The organism is Bradyrhizobium sp. USDA 372 (assembly GCF_053629095.1).
Genome location: NZ_JBRJHR010000001.1, coordinates 5,717,403 through 5,732,109, shown reverse-complemented (window position 1 = coordinate 5,732,109; position 14,707 = coordinate 5,717,403). Strand labels below are relative to the sequence as shown.

The 14,707-nt window shown below is 66.2% G+C and carries 16 protein-coding genes and 1 other RNA gene; 4 read left to right on the top strand and 13 right to left on the bottom strand.

Annotated elements, in window-relative coordinates:
• Positions 1-29 precede the first annotated feature (29 nt).
• A complete protein-coding gene (locus AB7M16_RS26780) occupies positions 30-986 on the bottom strand; it encodes an N-carbamoyl-D-amino-acid hydrolase (protein ID WP_453945539.1) in 957 nt (318 codons plus the stop codon).
• A 151-nt stretch (positions 987-1,137) separates the two neighbouring features.
• Between AB7M16_RS26780 and AB7M16_RS26775 the strand changes: the two genes are divergently transcribed.
• Complete coding sequence (locus AB7M16_RS26775; RefSeq protein ID WP_212254221.1) at positions 1,138-2,064, top strand: LysR family transcriptional regulator; 927 nt, start codon at positions 1,138-1,140, stop codon at positions 2,062-2,064.
• A 27-nt stretch (positions 2,065-2,091) separates the two neighbouring features.
• Positions 2,092-2,844, top strand: a complete 753-nt coding sequence (locus AB7M16_RS26770) for a type 1 glutamine amidotransferase (protein WP_453945537.1) — start codon at positions 2,092-2,094, stop codon at positions 2,842-2,844.
• A gap of 87 nt (positions 2,845-2,931) precedes the next feature.
• On the opposite strand, the gene AB7M16_RS26765 is transcribed toward AB7M16_RS26770, so the two are convergent.
• The 7 genes from AB7M16_RS26765 to AB7M16_RS26735 form a co-directional block, all read right to left on the bottom strand.
• Positions 2,932-3,399 (bottom strand): nuclear transport factor 2 family protein, encoded by a 468-nt coding sequence (locus tag AB7M16_RS26765; protein ID WP_271503989.1) that lies wholly within the window; start codon positions 3,397-3,399, stop codon positions 2,932-2,934.
• Positions 3,400-3,478: 79 nt separating this feature from the next.
• Positions 3,479-3,928, bottom strand: a complete 450-nt coding sequence (ybgC, locus tag AB7M16_RS26760) for a tol-pal system-associated acyl-CoA thioesterase (RefSeq protein ID WP_172784831.1) — start codon at positions 3,926-3,928, stop codon at positions 3,479-3,481.
• A gap of 68 nt (positions 3,929-3,996) precedes the next feature.
• Positions 3,997-4,917 carry a metallophosphoesterase gene (locus tag AB7M16_RS26755; RefSeq protein ID WP_453945536.1) on the bottom strand — a complete coding sequence of 307 codons (921 nt, stop codon included), beginning with the start codon at positions 4,915-4,917 and terminating at the stop codon, positions 3,997-3,999.
• 129 nt (positions 4,918-5,046) lie between these two features.
• Positions 5,047-6,105 carry a Holliday junction branch migration DNA helicase RuvB gene (gene ruvB / locus AB7M16_RS26750; RefSeq protein ID WP_453945535.1) on the bottom strand — a complete coding sequence of 353 codons (1,059 nt, stop codon included), beginning with the start codon at positions 6,103-6,105 and terminating at the stop codon, positions 5,047-5,049.
• Positions 6,102-6,719 (bottom strand): Holliday junction branch migration protein RuvA, encoded by a 618-nt coding sequence (gene ruvA, locus AB7M16_RS26745; protein ID WP_260382083.1) that lies wholly within the window; start codon positions 6,717-6,719, stop codon positions 6,102-6,104. Before ruvA ends, ruvB begins: the two co-directional genes overlap by 4 nt.
• On the bottom strand, positions 6,716-7,243 hold the full coding sequence (ruvC, locus tag AB7M16_RS26740; RefSeq protein ID WP_260382082.1) for a crossover junction endodeoxyribonuclease RuvC: 528 nt from the start codon (positions 7,241-7,243) through the stop codon (positions 6,716-6,718). Before ruvC ends, ruvA begins: the two co-directional genes overlap by 4 nt.
• Before the next feature lie 230 nt (positions 7,244-7,473).
• On the bottom strand, positions 7,474-8,220 hold the full coding sequence (locus AB7M16_RS26735; protein WP_453945534.1) for a YebC/PmpR family DNA-binding transcriptional regulator: 747 nt from the start codon (positions 8,218-8,220) through the stop codon (positions 7,474-7,476).
• A gap of 219 nt (positions 8,221-8,439) precedes the next feature.
• Between AB7M16_RS26735 and AB7M16_RS26730 the strand changes: the two genes are divergently transcribed.
• Positions 8,440-10,188: a methyl-accepting chemotaxis protein gene (locus AB7M16_RS26730; protein WP_453945532.1), complete on the top strand. Its 1,749-nt coding sequence runs from the start codon at positions 8,440-8,442 to the stop codon at positions 10,186-10,188.
• A 120-nt stretch (positions 10,189-10,308) separates the two neighbouring features.
• Complete coding sequence (locus AB7M16_RS26725) at positions 10,309-11,733, top strand: methyl-accepting chemotaxis protein (protein WP_453945531.1); 1,425 nt, start codon at positions 10,309-10,311, stop codon at positions 11,731-11,733.
• Positions 11,734-11,938: 205 nt separating this feature from the next.
• Here AB7M16_RS26725 and AB7M16_RS26720 read toward each other — a convergent pair whose 3' ends face one another.
• The 5 genes from AB7M16_RS26720 to AB7M16_RS26700 form a co-directional block, all read right to left on the bottom strand.
• A complete protein-coding gene (locus AB7M16_RS26720; RefSeq protein WP_172784838.1) occupies positions 11,939-12,763 on the bottom strand; it encodes a TIGR00282 family metallophosphoesterase in 825 nt (274 codons plus the stop codon).
• A complete protein-coding gene (locus AB7M16_RS26715) occupies positions 12,741-13,337 on the bottom strand; it encodes a 5-formyltetrahydrofolate cyclo-ligase (protein WP_439402243.1) in 597 nt (198 codons plus the stop codon). Before AB7M16_RS26715 ends, AB7M16_RS26720 begins: the two co-directional genes overlap by 23 nt.
• 199 nt (positions 13,338-13,536) lie before the next feature.
• Positions 13,537-13,697, bottom strand: a non-coding RNA gene (gene ssrS, locus AB7M16_RS26710) — 6S RNA.
• 295 nt (positions 13,698-13,992) lie between these two features.
• Positions 13,993-14,376 carry a cell division protein ZapA gene (locus tag AB7M16_RS26705; RefSeq protein ID WP_035998340.1) on the bottom strand — a complete coding sequence of 128 codons (384 nt, stop codon included), beginning with the start codon at positions 14,374-14,376 and terminating at the stop codon, positions 13,993-13,995.
• On the bottom strand, positions 14,373-14,693 hold the full coding sequence (locus AB7M16_RS26700; protein ID WP_020608063.1) for a DUF4164 domain-containing protein: 321 nt from the start codon (positions 14,691-14,693) through the stop codon (positions 14,373-14,375). The genes AB7M16_RS26705 and AB7M16_RS26700 overlap by 4 nt, the downstream gene beginning before the upstream one ends.
• Between the last annotated feature and the right edge of the window lie 14 nt (positions 14,694-14,707).

Below are 14,707 nucleotides of genomic sequence, written 5' to 3'. Positions count from 1 at the left end.
CCTTTGCCAACGCCGCGACCGGCCGTTGATCAATCCGCGTCGAGAACGGCCGGCTCGATGACGCCGGCACGCTCGGTGATCACCCTGTATTGCTCGGGCCGCCGGTGGGCGGCGAAGTTGAACATCTTGTCCTTGCCCTGGCGGCAGAGGTCGAGATCGATGTCGGCGACGATCACCTCGTCGGCCAGCGTCTGCGCCTGCGCCACGATGCGGCCATTGGGATCGACGATGCAGGAGCCGCCGATCAGCCCGGAACCGTCCTCCTCGCCCGCCTTCGCCACCGAGATCGCCCAGGTCGCGTTCATGTAGGCGTTGGCCTGCGTCACCAGCGTCGAGTGGAAGGTGCGCAAGGCGCCGTCTTCCGTCGTGCCGCCGTTGGGATCGTAGGCCGCCGAATTGTAGCCGATGCAGACGAGCTCGACGCCTTGCAGACCGAGCACGCGCCAGGATTCCGGCCAGCGGCGGTCGTTGCAGATCATCATGCCCATGATGGCGTGGGCCCAGGACGAGCCGGCGCGGAAGGCGGGAAAGCCGAGGTCGCCATAGTCGAAGTAGCGCTTCTCGAGTTGCTGGTAGCGCGCGCCCGGACGTGGCTCGACCGAGCCCGGCAGGTGCACCTTGCGATAGCGGCCTAGAACCTCGCCGTCGCGATCGACCAGGATGGAGCAATTGTAGCGCCGTCCCTCCGGCGTCAGCTCGGCGTAGCCGACATAGAAGCCGACGCGCAGCTCACGGGCGCGGTCGAACAGCTTTGCCACAGCAGGGTTCGGCATGCCGCGCTCGAAATACCGGTCGAGCGCCTCGCCCTCGAGCAGCCAGCGCGGGAAGAAGGTGGTGAAGGCGAGCTCCGGAAACACCACAAGGCTCGCACCCCGACCGGCCGCCTCCTCCAGCATGTCGAGCATCCGCAACAACGTATGCTCGCGGCTGTCTGCTTTTTGCGTCGGCCCCATCTGAGCGGCGGCGGCGCGAAGGACACGAACCAAGATTGCCTCCAATCTGTGCGCAGTGCCGCCTCAATGGGCGAGCGAACCCTTTGATGCGACGTGCAAATCTGCTGCCATTACGGGGAAGCGCTGCTGCAAAATCAATTCGCTTTGCTATGATGTTTTGGCTCAGACTATAATCGGTAGTGATATGAACCTGCGTCAGCTCGAGATCCTGCGCGCCGTCATCCGGCACCGCACCACGGTGGCGGCGGCGGACGAGCTTGCGCTGTCGCAGCCCGCAGTCAGCAATGCGCTGAAGACGATGGAGACGCAGGCCGGCTTTGCGCTGTTCGAGCGCGTCAACAACCGGCTGTTTCCAACCGCCGAAGCGATGGCGCTCTACAAGGAGAGCGAGGCGATCTTTGCGCTGCACGCCAAGCTCGAGAACCGCGTGCGCGATCTGCGCGAGAACCGCTCCGGTCATCTCGCCATCGTGGCGACGCCGCCGCTCGCCTACAGCATCATTCCGTCCGCGCTGTCGGGCTTCCTGCGCCGCCGACCGGAGACGCGGGTGTTCTTCGACGTGCGGCGCTATGAGGGGATCATCGAGGGCGTACTGAGCCGTGTCGCCGAGCTCGGCTTCGCGCTCGGACTGACGCACCATCCCGGCATCGCGCATGAGGTGGTGCACACCGGCGAGATGGTGTGCGTGCTGCCGCCGCAGCATCCCCTCGCGGAACGACCGGTGATCACGGCCGCTGATCTCTCCGGCCTTCCCTTCATCGGGCTCGAACGCGGCACGCGGCTCGGCGAAGCCGTGCGCGACAGCTTTGCACGGGCCGGCGCGCCGTTCCGGCCGACGGTCGAGGTGCGCTACTGCAACACGGCTTGCGTGCTCGCCGCCGCCGGCGTCGGCGCCGCGGTGGTCGATCCCTTCTCGCCGCGGCAGAACGGCGGCAGCGGCCTCGTCGTCCGTCCGTTCACCCCGACGACGCAGGCGGTCGCCTACATGCTATGGTCGGAAGCCGAGCCGCTGTCGCGTCTGGCCAAGGCCTTTCTCAACGAGATCCGCAAGGAGAGCGCTCTGCTCGAGCGCACAGCGCCGCACCAGCAACATGGGGCAGAAAGCGGCTGAGCTTCGCAACCTTTTGCCTGGAGACTTATGGCACGCATCACGATCATCGAGACCGGAGAGGTCCCACAAAAATACCGCGAGCGCCACGGTTCATTTCCGGACATGTTCGCGCGTATGATCCGCGCCGAAGATCCGGCCGCGACAGTCGAGGTCGTCAGCATCCCCAACGGCCATGCGCTTCCCGATCCGGGCAACCTCGAGGCCGTCCTGATCACCGGCGCGGCTGCCGGCGTCTATGACGGGCTCGACTGGATCGCGCCGCTGGAAGATTTCGTGCGGACGGCCTACGCCAACAAGACTCCGATGGTCGGTGTCTGCTTCGGCCACCAGCTGATCGCGCAGGCGCTCGGCGGCACCGTGCGCAAGTCGGAGAAGGGCTGGGGCATCGGCCGGCACGTCTATCAGGTGCTGCCGGAGAACGGAGTGGTCGACGGCGAAGCGGTCGCGATCGCCGCCTCGCATCAGGATCAGGTGATCGAGCCGCCGAACGACGCGCTGACGATCCTCTCGTCCGACCTCACCCCGCATGCCGGCCTGCTCTATGCCAACGGCGCAACGCTGACCGTGCAGCCGCACCCGGAATTCGACGTGGGGTTTGCGCAAGTGTGCTGCGACCTGCGCGACGGCAAGGCGCCGGAGGAAGTCGTTGCCACGGCGCGGGCGTCGCTGGCGGAGCCGATGGACAGCGCCAAGCTCGGCGGAGCGATTACGCGGTTCTTGTCGCGCAAATCTCTCCCCCTCATCTTGAGGAGCTTGCGGAGCAAGCGTCTCGAAGGATAAAGGCCCGGATGCAGCAGCGGGGCCTGCATGGTTCGAGACGCCGCTTCGCGGCTCCTCACCATGAGGATTGACAGTTGCTTGCGCGGCTTAGAACGGATCCGTGCCCAGCCCCGGCACATCAGCCGGCCGCGGGCCCGGCGCCGCCCAGTGAAAGCGGCGGTCTTTCTCTGCAATCGCGATGTCGTTGATCGACGCCTCGCGGCGCTTCATCAGGCCGTGCTCGTCGAACTCCCACTGCTCGTTGCCGTAGGAGCGGTACCACTGCCCGCTTGCATCGTGCCATTCGTACTGGAAGCGCACCGCGATGCGATTGCCGTCGAAGGCCCAGAGGTCCTTGATCAGGCGATAGTCCTGCTCCTTCTCCCATTTGCGGGTGAGGAAGGCGACGATGGCCTCGCGGCCCTGAAACACTTCGGAGCGGTTACGCCAGCGGCTGTCCTCGGTATAGGCGAGCGAGACCCGCACCGGATCGCGGGAATTCCAGGCGTCCTCGGCCATGCGGGCCTTTTGCGCGGCGGTCTCGCGGGTGAAGGGTGGAAGCGGCGGGCGCGACATGATGGCCTCATCGGTTGATCGGGACCGCGAATGTATCGTCGCAATCGGCAGAGTCGATAGGCCATCGCCGATCGAGCGATCACGAAACCAGATCGGCCTTCATCAGCTGGCGGATCGACTTCGGAATCGGCTGGGCGCGGCCGCCGCTGATGAAGGCGACGCGGACCTCGGCTTTCACCAGCACATCGTCGCCGCGTCGCACCTCCTGCGCCAGCATGATGGACGCCCCCTTCACAGCAACCGGCCAGGTCACGACATCGAGCACGTCGTCCATTCGCGCGGGCTTCAAGAAGTCCAGATGCATCGAGCGCACCACGAAGGCAAAGCCCGTGCCTTCCGTCTCGGTCTGCTCGAACAGCGCCTGCTGCTCGGCGCCCATCAGCCTGAGATGATTGGTGCGTCCGCGCTCCATGTAGCGCAGGTAATTGGCGTGATAGACGATGCCGGAAAAATCCGTGTCTTCGTAGTAGACGCGGACCTGCATGTGGTGGCGGCCGTCGCGGATCTCGCCGTCGAGATGAGCTGTCACGTCGCGAGCCTCTTCGCTTGTCGGTAACCGGCTCGTTTTGCGCAAAAACGGCCGGAGGCGCAAGCGTGTTAGGACACAACCAGCCCTGACCGTCCCAGCGTCACCTCGACGATCTCAGGCGGCACGCCGAACCGGAGCGGCATGATGCTGCAACCAAGGCCGCCGGAGACGATGAGGTCGCATTTCAGGCGGAAGTGGCCATAGGCGAGCCGCAGGCCGTTCTTGGGCGAAACCGCAGGCGACCAGCCGAGCAGGCGGACCTGGCCGCCATGGGTATGGCCGGACAGTTGCAGCGCGACGCGCGCGGGTACCAGCGGCGCGATGTTGGGCTCGTGCGCGAGCAGGATGACCGGCGCATCGTCGGTGATCTTCGCCAGCGTGGCGCCGAGATCGTCGGCGCCGAAATGCGCCATGCTCCGGAAGCGCCGCGCCGGCAGGAAGGCGAGCTGGTCGCCGAGCCCCGCGAGCCAGAACGGACGGCCATTCTTGGTCAAGCGCACGGCATCGTTCTCGTAGACGGGGATGCCGGCCGCCTCCAGCGCACGATGGGCGATGGTCGGCCCGTGCCCTGCCTGCTGCACGGTCCTGTCGTCCCAATAGTCGTGATTGCCCATGACGGCATGAACGCCGAGGGGCGCCTTCAGGCGCGCCAGCACCCTCGCCCATTCGCTCGACGGAATGAAGCGCGTGACCTGATGCAGGCCGGCGACATAGTCGCCGAGCAGCACGATGAGATCGGCGTTGAGCGCATTGGTCCGGTCGACGATGCCCTCGATACGCTCCAGCGACATCCAGGGATCGCAGGCATGGATGTCGGCGATGGCCGCAATCTTCAGCGGAAAATCCGCCGGCCACTGCCGCGGCGTGGGATGATAGCGCGTGACGCGCAGCCGCAGCACCGGCTCGACGCCGACGCCATAGGCTGCAGTCGAGACGCCGAGGGCGGACAGGCCGCCGATGGAACGAATGAGATGACGGCGCGTGATCATGGAAGCCCGATGATGATGCGACGTCTTGATGATATCCGATTGGAGCGGAATTGGGGTGCGTTCGTGCAGATCGTTTGCACGAGATTAACGGAAATTCATCAAAGCCGGAACGGCGCGCGGTTCAGCAGGTCACTCGTCGCTGTCATCCGTGCCGAACAGACCGAACTGCGCCGCCGCATCGCGCGAGGGTTCGGCGATGCCGAGATGACGGAAGGCGTGCGAGGTGAGCAGGCGTCCGCGCGGCGTGCGCTGCAGATATCCGCACTGGATCAGATAGGGCTCGATGATGTCCTCGATGGCATCGCGCGGCTCCGACAAAGCCGCGGCCATGGTTTCGACCCCGACCGGGCCGCCGCCATAGTTGAGCGCGATGGTCGTGAGATAGCGGCGATCCATGGCGTCCAAGCCGGCGGCATCGACCTCGAGCGCGCTCAGCGCGTGGTCGGCGATCTTGCGGTCGATCTTGTCGGCATCGGCCGCGGAGGCGAAGTCGCGCACACGGCGGAGCAGGCGGCCGGCGATGCGCGGTGTGCCGCGGGCGCGGCGCGCGATCTCGTTGGCGCCGTCCACGCTCATGCCGACGTTGAGCACGCGCGCGCCGCGGCTGACGATGCTCTCCAATTCCTCGATCGTATAGAAATTCAGCCGCACCGGAATGCCGAAGCGGTCGCGCAAGGGATTGGTGAGAAGGCCGGCGCGCGTGGTGGCGCCGACCAGGGTGAATTTCGACAGCTCGATCTTCACCGAGCGCGCTGCCGGGCCCTCGCCGATGATGAGGTCGAGCTGAAAGTCCTCCATCGCGGGATAGAGCACCTCTTCCACCGCCGGGCTGAGGCGATGGATCTCGTCGATGAAGAGCACGTCGCGCTCTTCGAGATTGGTGAGGAGCGCGGCGAGGTCGCCGGCCTTGGCGATCACCGGGCCTGAGGTGGCGCGAAAGCCGACGCCGAGCTCTTTCGCCACGATCTGCGCCAGCGTGGTCTTGCCGAGGCCGGGGGGACCGACGAACAGCACGTGATCCAGCGCCTCGCCGCGCTTGCGCGCGGCGTCGATGAAGATCGAGAGATTCTTGCGCGCCTGCTGCTGGCCGACGAAATCGGACAGCGATTGCGGCCGCAGCGCGGTGTCGCCGACATCGTCGCTGCGGCGCTCGGGCGAAACCATGCGGCTGGCTTTGGGGTCGCTCACTTCGCGAGCTCCTTCAGCCCGAGCCGGATCAGCTGCGCCGTCTCGGCGCCCTCACCCGCACTGCGCGAGGCCGAGGCGATCGCGGCGGCGGCTTGCGGCTGGCCATAGCCGAGATTGATCAGGGCGGAGATCGCATCCGCGACGGGGCGCGGCGCGCGCTGGTCGTCGACGGCACCGGCGAGATGCACGACGGCGGGATCGACATTGGCAAAAGCCGGCGCCTTGTCCTTCAATTCGGTGACGATGCGCTCGGCGACCTTGGGGCCGACGCCGGGCGTGCGCGCCACCGCGGCCTTGTCGCGCAGCGCGATGGCATTGGCGAGATCGGCCGGCGACAGCGTGCCGAGCACGGCGAGCGCGACCTTGGCACCGACACCCTGCACGGTCTGCAGCAGGCGAAACCATTCGCGCTCCTGATCGGTGCGGAAGCCGAACAGCTTTATCTGATCCTCGCGGACATAGGTCTCGATCGACAGCACCGCGGCTTCGCCTGGCGAGGGCAGATGCTGCAAAGTGCGCGAGGAACAGTGCACCTGATAGCCGACGCCGCCGACGTCGAGGATGACGAAGTCCTCGCCGTAAGAATCGATCAGCCCCTTCAGCTTGCCGATCATATCCCCACCACCTTCAGCCGCAGCGCGGTGCTCTGGCGGTGATGGGCGTGGGTGATGGCGATGGCGAGCGCGTCGGCGGCGTCCGCGGACGGCGGCTCGGCCTTCGGCAGCAGGATCTTCAGCATCATCGCGATCTGTTGCTTGTCGGCGTGGCCGGCGCCGACCACGGTCTTCTTGACCTGGTTCGGCGCGTATTCGGCGACAGAAATGCCGAACATTGCGGGCGCCAGCATGGCGACGCCGCGGGCCTGGCCAAGCTTCAGCGTCGCAACGCCGTCCTTGTTGACAAAAGTCTGCTCGACCGCGGCTTCCATCGGCTGGTGGCTGGAGAGGACGGAAGCAAGCCCTTCATGGATCGCGAGCAGCCGGCTCGCCAGCGGCAAATCGTCCGGCGGTTCCACCGAGCCGCAGGCGAGGTAGATCAGGCGATTGCCCTCGGCCTCGATCACGCCCCAGCCGGTGCGGCGCAGGCCGGGGTCGATGCCGATGATGCGAACGGGGCCACGAATCGGAAGCGCAGTCATGGGCCAGTGATAGCGGCTGGCCGCGGCGGGGGAAACAGAAACAGAACGGAAGTAACAGGGGAAGTGGGGTATCTCGGGTGAGCACCGCCGCCCACTCCACATTCCGTTGTCATACCCCGCGAAAGCGGGGTATCCAGTACGCCGCGGCTTATCCGTATCCCTCTGGCGTCTCTGGAATACTGGGTCGCCCGGTCAAGCCGGGCGACGACAGCAGAATCCGGAGCGAGGTATCAGCCGCCCATCTTCGCAACAAGCGCGTCCGACACCTCGAAATTGGCGTAGACGTTCTGGACGTCGTCGTGCTCGTTGAGCAGGTCCATCAGCTTCAAGAGCTTCTCGCCGGTCTCGTCGTCGACCGCAACCGTGTTCTGCGGCTTCCAGATCAGCGCGGCCTTGCGCGGCTCGCCGAACTTGGCTTCCAGCGCCTTGGCAACATCGCGATAGCCTTCGGTCGAGGCGTAGATCTCGTGGCCGCCCTCGCCGGAAACGACGTCGTCTGCGCCGGCCTCGATCGCAGCGTCCAGCACCGCATCGTCGGATGCGACGCTGCGGTCGTATTCGATGACGCCGGTGCGGTCGAACATGAAGGAGACCGAGCCGGTTTCGCCGAGATTGCCGCCGGACTTGGTGAAGAAGGAGCGGATGTCGGAGGCGGCGCGGTTGCGGTTGTCGGTCAGCGCCTCGACGATGACGGCGACGCCGCCCGGGCCATAGCCCTCGTAGCGGATCTCGTCATAGTTCTCGCCGTCGCTGCCGAGCGCCTTCTTGATGGCGCGCTCGATATTGTCCTTCGGCATGTTCTCCTGGCGCGCGGCGATCACGGCGGCGCGCAGGCGCGGGTTCATGGCGGGGTCGGGCGTGCCCAGCTTGGCGGCGACGGTGATTTCACGCGCCAGCTTGCCGAACAGCTTCGACTTCTGGGCATCCTGCCGCCCCTTGCGGTGCATGATGTTCTTGAATTGGGAATGTCCGGCCATGCTTGGTCTCGTGAGGGAAGCGTGCGTCAAGGTGAGTGCGGGAAGCGCGGCCTTATAGGCCGCCCACCCACCGGAATCAAAGGGCTCGGCTGCTCCTGAGGTAGCCCTGTAAAGGTAGCCGCCGTAATGGCGCCTGCCTAGACGTCGGGCACCGTTAACCCTGATTTCATTCCGACTTGCGAAAATAGCGCCCGACCGTTCCCCGACAAGAGAGAGCTGATGGCGTTCGGACTATTTCGGAAGCGTCTGCCGGACACGGCCGCGCCTGCGGCAGCCCCGGAGGCTGCGCAGCCGGCGGCCCCTGCCGCACCCGCCCCGACCGCCGAAAGTGATTCGGCCCGGGAAATCCTGGAATTGCTGGAACTCGAGCTCGGCGCCATGATCCGCCAGCTCGAGCGCGCCGCCAATTCCGTCGCCGGCGGAGCCGATGCGACCGCCGCGACGCTCGCCGCCATTCGCGACCGCACCGACGCCCTGACCGGCCGGACCAACGCGGCGCAATCGACCGCCTCTACCTTCGCCCATGCCGCCGACAAGTTCACCCAATCCGCGCAAGGCATCGGCGCGCAGGTCCGCGAGGCCGGCAAGCTCGCCGACGAGGCCAGCGCCGCCGCGCAGGAAGCCCGCGCCAATGTCGACCGCCTGCGCGAATCCTCCGCCGCCATCGGCAACGTCGTCAACCTGATCGCGCAGATCGCGCGGCAAACCACGCTGCTCGCGCTCAACTCGACCATCGAGGCCGCGCGCGCGGGCGCCGCGGGAAAAGGCTTTGCCGTCGTCGCCACCGAGGTCAAGGCGCTCGCGGTGCAGACCCAGAGCGCGACAGAGGAGATCACAAAGAAGATCGACGCGCTGCAGCGCGACGCCGCCGGCTCGGCGGATGCGGTGCACCGCATCTCGCAGGCGATCGAGGCGATCCGCCCGGTGTTCGACACCGTCAACCGCGCGGTCGCCGAGCAGAACGCCACCACCAGCGAAGTCTCCGGCAATGCCGCCAGCGCCTCCGAGTTCATCATCTCGGTCGGCGAGAGCGCGGCCGAGATCGACGCGGCGACCAAGGCTGCCGAGACCCATGGCGAGAGCGTCGCCAGCGCCGGCAAGGCCGTCACCACCTTCGCCCAGAAGCTGAAATCGCGCTGCGCCGTGCTGCTGCGCCAGAGCGAGCACGACGACCGCCGCAAGACCGAGCGGCTGCCCTGCCATCTCAGATTCGAGACGGCGCGCGGCGTGATGCCGGTCTATGAAATTGCAATGGAGGGCGTGCTGATCGGCGGCGCGGACGCAAGCCGGCTCGCGACGCAAGCGACGGTCGAAGGCAGCCTAGAGGACATCGGCGCCTGCCGCCTGCGCGTGGTCGAGCAATCCAAGGCCGGCGCCCGCGCGCAATTCGTCGGCGCCACCGCCGCGCTCAACGAGAAGATCGAGGACAAGCTCTGGTCGATCCATGAGGAGAACACCGAGCTCGTCACCCGTGCCATGGAAGCAGGCAATGCGCTGACGAAGATATTCGAGCAGGCGGTTGCGCGCGGCGAGGTCAAGATCGAGGACCTCTTCGACACCGACTACGTGGAGATTGCCGGCACCAACCCGCAGCAATACCGCACCAAATATCTCGACTGGGCCGACCGCGCCCTGCCGCCGTTCCAGGAAGCCTTCCTGGCGAGGGAGTCGCGGATGGCGTTCTGCGCCATGGTCGACCGCAACGGCTTTTTGCCGGTGCACAACAAGGTCTATTCGCATCCGCAGCGGCCCGGCGACGTCGCCTGGAATACGGCCAACAGCCGCAATCGGCGCATCTTCAACGATCCGGCGGGGTTAGCTGCCGCACGCAACCTGCGATCGTACCTGGTCCAGAGCTATGCGCGCGACATGGGCAACGGCAACACGGTGATGATGCGCGAGATCGACGTGCCGATCCGCGTGCAGGGCCGGCACTGGGGCGGCTTCCGCACGGCCTACAAGCTATAACACCCCGCGCCTGCACTCCTGGGCAAGACGCCGGGCGCGAATCATCCTCTAAGGTCGGAGCTAGGAATCGGAATGCCGCCAAGGAGCCGACCAACGGCTCCGACTGGAGAGAGCCCGTACATGTCCTTTGCCCAACTTGCCGTGTTGGACACTGCGTCCAACCGGACGCTCGCCGAACGCCTGATCGACCAGCTCGCCGACCGCATCGGCGGTCTCGGCGTCGAGCTCGCCGATATCGCCGGCAACGTCCAGGAAGTCGCCAACCGCGTCGCGAGCCAGTCGGAACGGTTTCACCATCTGCAGAAGACGGCCGAGACGATGGTCTCGGCCAACCACGACATCGCCAACGCCTCGCAGGCGGTGCAAAGCACGACGTCGGCTGCAGTCGGCGAGATCGCGCAGTCGCGCGGCGCGGTCGACACCGCGGTCAGCCACATCTCCGAGCTCGTCGCCGCGGTGGAGCGGATCGAGGCCCGCCTGTCCGCCGTCGGCGCGGCGCTGGCGCAGGTGGCGAAGGTCTCCGGCTCGATCGAGGCGATCGCCAAGCAGACCAATCTGCTCGCGCTCAACGCCACCATCGAGGCGGCGCGCGCCGGCACTGCCGGCCGCGGCTTCGCGGTGGTCGCAAGCGAAGTCAAGAACCTCGCGGAGGCCACGCGCCAGGCCACGCATGAGATCTCCGACACCGTGCGCGATCTCGACGGCCAGATCGAAGGCCTGATCGGCGAGAGCAGCGACGCCTCGCAGCGCGCCAAGACCGCCGGCGAAGGCGCGCAAGCGATCTCCGGCATCATCTCGCGGGTCCAGCAGGGCTTCGCCTCCGTCGAAGCCGAGATCGACTGCGTCGCGCGCGCGGCAACCTCCAACCTCGGCCATTGCGACACCGTGATCAGCGAGCTCAACGAGCTCGCCAAGGGCGTCGACCTCTCCTCGCGCGACCTTCGAAGCGCCGACGAGCGCGTGGCGAAGCTGCTCGACACCTCCGAAGGCCTGATCGCGCTGATTGCCGACAGCGGCGTCGAGACATCGGATGCGCCGCTGATCCGCGTCGTCATCGACACCGCGAAGCGGATCTCCGCCGAGTTCGAAGCTGCGATCGACCGCGGCGAGATCACGCTCGACCAGCTCATGGACGAGAATTACCGCGAGATCCCCGGCACCAATCCAAAGCAGTACAACACCGCCTACGTCGACTTCACCGATCGCATGCTGCCCGCGATCCAGGACCCGATCCAGACATCCGACCCGCGCATCGTGTTCTGCGTCGCCTGGGCCAAAGGCGGGTACCTGCCGACCCACAATCCGAACTACCGCCTGCCGCAGGGCAAGGACCCGGTCTGGAACAACGCCAATTGCCGCAACCGCCGCCTGTTCACCGACCGCGCGGTGAAGAAGGTCGCAGCGAGCACAAAGCCGTTCCTGCTGCAAACCTACCGCCGCGACATGGGCGGCGGGCAGTTCGTGCTGATGAAGGACCTGTCCTCGCCAATCATGATCCGCGGCAAGCACTGGGGCGCCTTCCGGATGGGCTTTCGGCAGGGCTGACGAGGGCGCTCCGGCGTCCTCAAAACAAAAAGCTCGAAAACAACCCCATGCACAGTAGCCGGGGTGTGCGGAATCAATGGCTTACGCTGGCGGGCCCTGGCGCGCGTTGACTCGTCGGGCAAAACAGGGGTAGAATGCTAATATTCCGAAATTTCCGCGCCTGCCTTCTCCCGCAAGGAAAGTGCAGCGGAATTCATCGCGCCAGCTAGCTCAACCAGAACTTCGGCGTTGTCGGCTCCAGCCTTCCACCGACGCGCACCGGGGCGACCTTCAGCGCGAGCCCCGTTGCGTCATCCGTCTCCACGGCGACGCCGCTGAGCGTCGCGGCGCCTGCGGCGGGCTCGAAGCGGCTCGACGGAATTCCTGATGTGAACCGGCGCAGCGGTTCTTCCTTCTGCATGCCGATGATGGAATCGTAATCGCCGGTCATGCCGGCGTCGGTCATGTAGGCGGTGCCGCCTGCGAGGATCTGGTGGTCGGCGGTCGGCACATGCGTGTGCGTGCCGACGACGAGGCTGGCGCGGCCGTCGCAGAAGAAGCCGATGCCCTGCTTCTCGCTGCTCGCCTCGCAATGGAAATCGACGACGATGGCGTCGGCGGCCACACCGAGCGGACAGGCCCCCAACTCGCGCTCGAGTGCGGCGAAGGGATCGTCGAACGGGGTCATGAAGACGCGGCCAAGCGCGTTGACGACGAGGGCATGCTTGCCGTTCTTGGTTTCGACCAAGGCGGCGCCGCGGCCGGGCGTGCCGCGCGGATAGTTGGCGGGGCGCACGAGGCGGTCGGCGCGCTCGATGAAGACGAGGGCCTCGCGCTGGTCCCAGGAGTGATTGCCGAGCGTCACCGCATCGGCGCCGGCCTCGAGAAACTCCTGGTAGATCGCTTCCGTAATGCCGAAGCCGCCGGCCGAATTCTCGCCGTTGACGACGACGAGATCGAGCGACCAGTCCTTGACCATGCCGGGCAGATATTCGGAGACGGCCTCGCGCCCGCTACGGCCGACGACATCACCCACGAAGAGAATGCGCAACTTCAGAACTCCGGAAATCGAACACGTCCGATTCCGTTAGCACATAATCCAGCGCCACGTCGTGGGATAGTGCCGGAACCGCCTCGATCTCCTGCGCTGCAAACGCAAGGCCGATGCCGACGATGTGCTTGGCTTTGCGCAAATGCGCGAAGGTGAAATCGTAATGGCCCGCGCCATAACCGATGCGATGGCCGAGGCGGTCGAAGGCGGCGAGCGGCGTCAGCATGATGTCGGGAATGACTTCGGCTGCTGCCGGCGACGGCTCGGGAATGCCGAGCGGGCCGAGCATCAGGCGGTCGTTCGGATGGAAGAGACGGAAGATCAGCGACTGGCCGCGCGCGGTGACGCAGGGCAGCGCCAGCCTGGCGCCCTCTTCCGCGAGCTTCGTGAGCAGCGGCATCGGATCGATCTCGCTGCGGATCGGCGAATAGCCGGAGACGATGCTGCCCGGCAGCAGCGTGAACGGCAGCCCGCGCTTGGCGAGCTTTGCGGCGGCAGTGGCGCGCTTCTTCTCGCTCAGCGCATCGCGCTTGGCGAGGGCTTTGGCTCGGAGCTCGGCTTTGGAGTTCGACATGCGCTTTGGTCCCCCACGTCACCACCCGCCTTGTGCGCCCTTGCGCACTGGTGCGGGTGATCCAGTATTCCAGAGGCAGTGGTGATTCACACAAAGGCGGCGGCGTACTGGATGCCCCGCCTGCGCGGGGCATGACACCTACTGATTTGCCGCAGTCATTTCGACAGGCACGAATCGACAGGCAACAAGCAAACAAAAGTGCGAAGCCGCCGACGCCGTTGAAGCACTCGATCCCGGAGTTCCCTACGAAAGTAGGTGGGCACCATATGTCCGAGCCCACGGGCCCGGCCAGGGACAGTTCCCTAAAGGATCGATAAGGCCCCGGGGATATATGGCTCCTGACGCACGTCGCAGCCTCGCGCGGCCAATGTAACAACGATACTGACGAATCGCCAGTGCGACGAGCGGGGCGCTTTCTTACCCTCCCCTGGAGGGGTCCGGGACGAGCGAAGCTCGCCCGTGGGTCGGCTCACATGGAGCGCAGCGAAATGTGAGACGGGGTGGGGTGACGGTCTCTCCACTCGAACAGTGCCCGTGGGGAGAGATCACCCCACCCCGCTCGCGCTGCGCGCGATCGACCCTCCCCCTCCAGGGGGGAGGGTAAGGCGCGCGGCCCCGTCGAGCCTAACAATTTGGTCGAGTCTTCCGAAGAGCTTCAGCCGATCGCGATGCCGTTGCCTACCGTCCGGTTCAGCACCTGCGTCGACTTTTCGATGCGCTCGGCGGCGGCATTGAGCGCGTTCACCACCGCGGTCTGCGTCATGCGGGCGCGCTCGACGGCGGCGTTGCGGAAATCCCTGAGCTCGGTCAATTCCTGCTCGAGGGTGCGGACGCGGTTGGTGGTGTCGATCAGCTCGTCGCAGACGGTCAGCGCGGCCATCACGGTGAGCCGCGCATCGCCGATCTCGCCGAATTTTCCGCGCAGCGACTGGATGCGCGTCTCCAGCGTTTCGGCGAGCTTGAGCAGCCGCACCTCCTGGCCCTCCTCGCAGGCCATGCGGTATTGCCGGCCATTGATGGTGACGTTGATGTGGCTCATCCGTCCTCTCCGGTATCGAGCACCGAGCGTATCGTGACGATCGCGGAATCCAGCCGGTCGGAGATCTCGCGATTGGTGCGCTCGAGCTTGCGTGCCTTCACCAGCGCACCGTCGAGCTCGTCGGCAAGACGCGAGCGATCCGCGCCGAGCGCCTGGATTCGCGCCGCAAGCTCGTTCTCGTCGCGATCGGCGTCGCGCCGCCGCTCCACCGCACTTTCGAGCGCGTCGAGCGCCGCCATCAGTCTGCGGGTCGCAATCTCGATCTCGACGGCGGAAGACTCCGTCATGGCGGAACTGTTGGATACGCGATCGTTCATGCAGCTAGCGGCGG

What these genes read in the sequence shown, in the direction of transcription:
- ruvA (WP_260382083.1), bottom strand. Translation starts at nt 6,719, where the DNA reads ATGATCGGCAAGCTGAAGGGGCTGATCGATTCTTACGGCGAGGACTTC.
- AB7M16_RS26705 (WP_035998340.1), bottom strand. Translation starts at nt 14,376, where the DNA reads ATGAGCCACATCAACGTCACCATCAATGGCCGGCAATACCGCATGGCC.
- AB7M16_RS26715 (WP_439402243.1), bottom strand. Translation starts at nt 13,337, where the DNA reads ATGTCGAACTCCAAAGCCGAGCTCCGAGCCAAAGCCCTCGCCAAGCGC.
- AB7M16_RS26765 (WP_271503989.1), bottom strand. Translation starts at nt 3,399, where the DNA reads ATGTCGCGCCCGCCGCTTCCACCCTTCACCCGCGAGACCGCCGCGCAA.
- AB7M16_RS26725 (WP_453945531.1), top strand. Translation starts at nt 10,309, where the DNA reads ATGTCCTTTGCCCAACTTGCCGTGTTGGACACTGCGTCCAACCGGACG.
- AB7M16_RS26735 (WP_453945534.1), bottom strand. Translation starts at nt 8,220, where the DNA reads ATGGCCGGACATTCCCAATTCAAGAACATCATGCACCGCAAGGGGCGG.
- ruvC (WP_260382082.1), bottom strand. Translation starts at nt 7,243, where the DNA reads ATGACTGCGCTTCCGATTCGTGGCCCCGTTCGCATCATCGGCATCGAC.
- AB7M16_RS26770 (WP_453945537.1), top strand. Translation starts at nt 2,092, where the DNA reads ATGGCACGCATCACGATCATCGAGACCGGAGAGGTCCCACAAAAATAC.
- AB7M16_RS26730 (WP_453945532.1), top strand. Translation starts at nt 8,440, where the DNA reads ATGGCGTTCGGACTATTTCGGAAGCGTCTGCCGGACACGGCCGCGCCT.
- AB7M16_RS26755 (WP_453945536.1), bottom strand. Translation starts at nt 4,917, where the DNA reads ATGATCACGCGCCGTCATCTCATTCGTTCCATCGGCGGCCTGTCCGCC.
- AB7M16_RS26775 (WP_212254221.1), top strand. Translation starts at nt 1,138, where the DNA reads ATGAACCTGCGTCAGCTCGAGATCCTGCGCGCCGTCATCCGGCACCGC.
- AB7M16_RS26700 (WP_020608063.1), bottom strand. Translation starts at nt 14,693, where the DNA reads ATGAACGATCGCGTATCCAACAGTTCCGCCATGACGGAGTCTTCCGCC.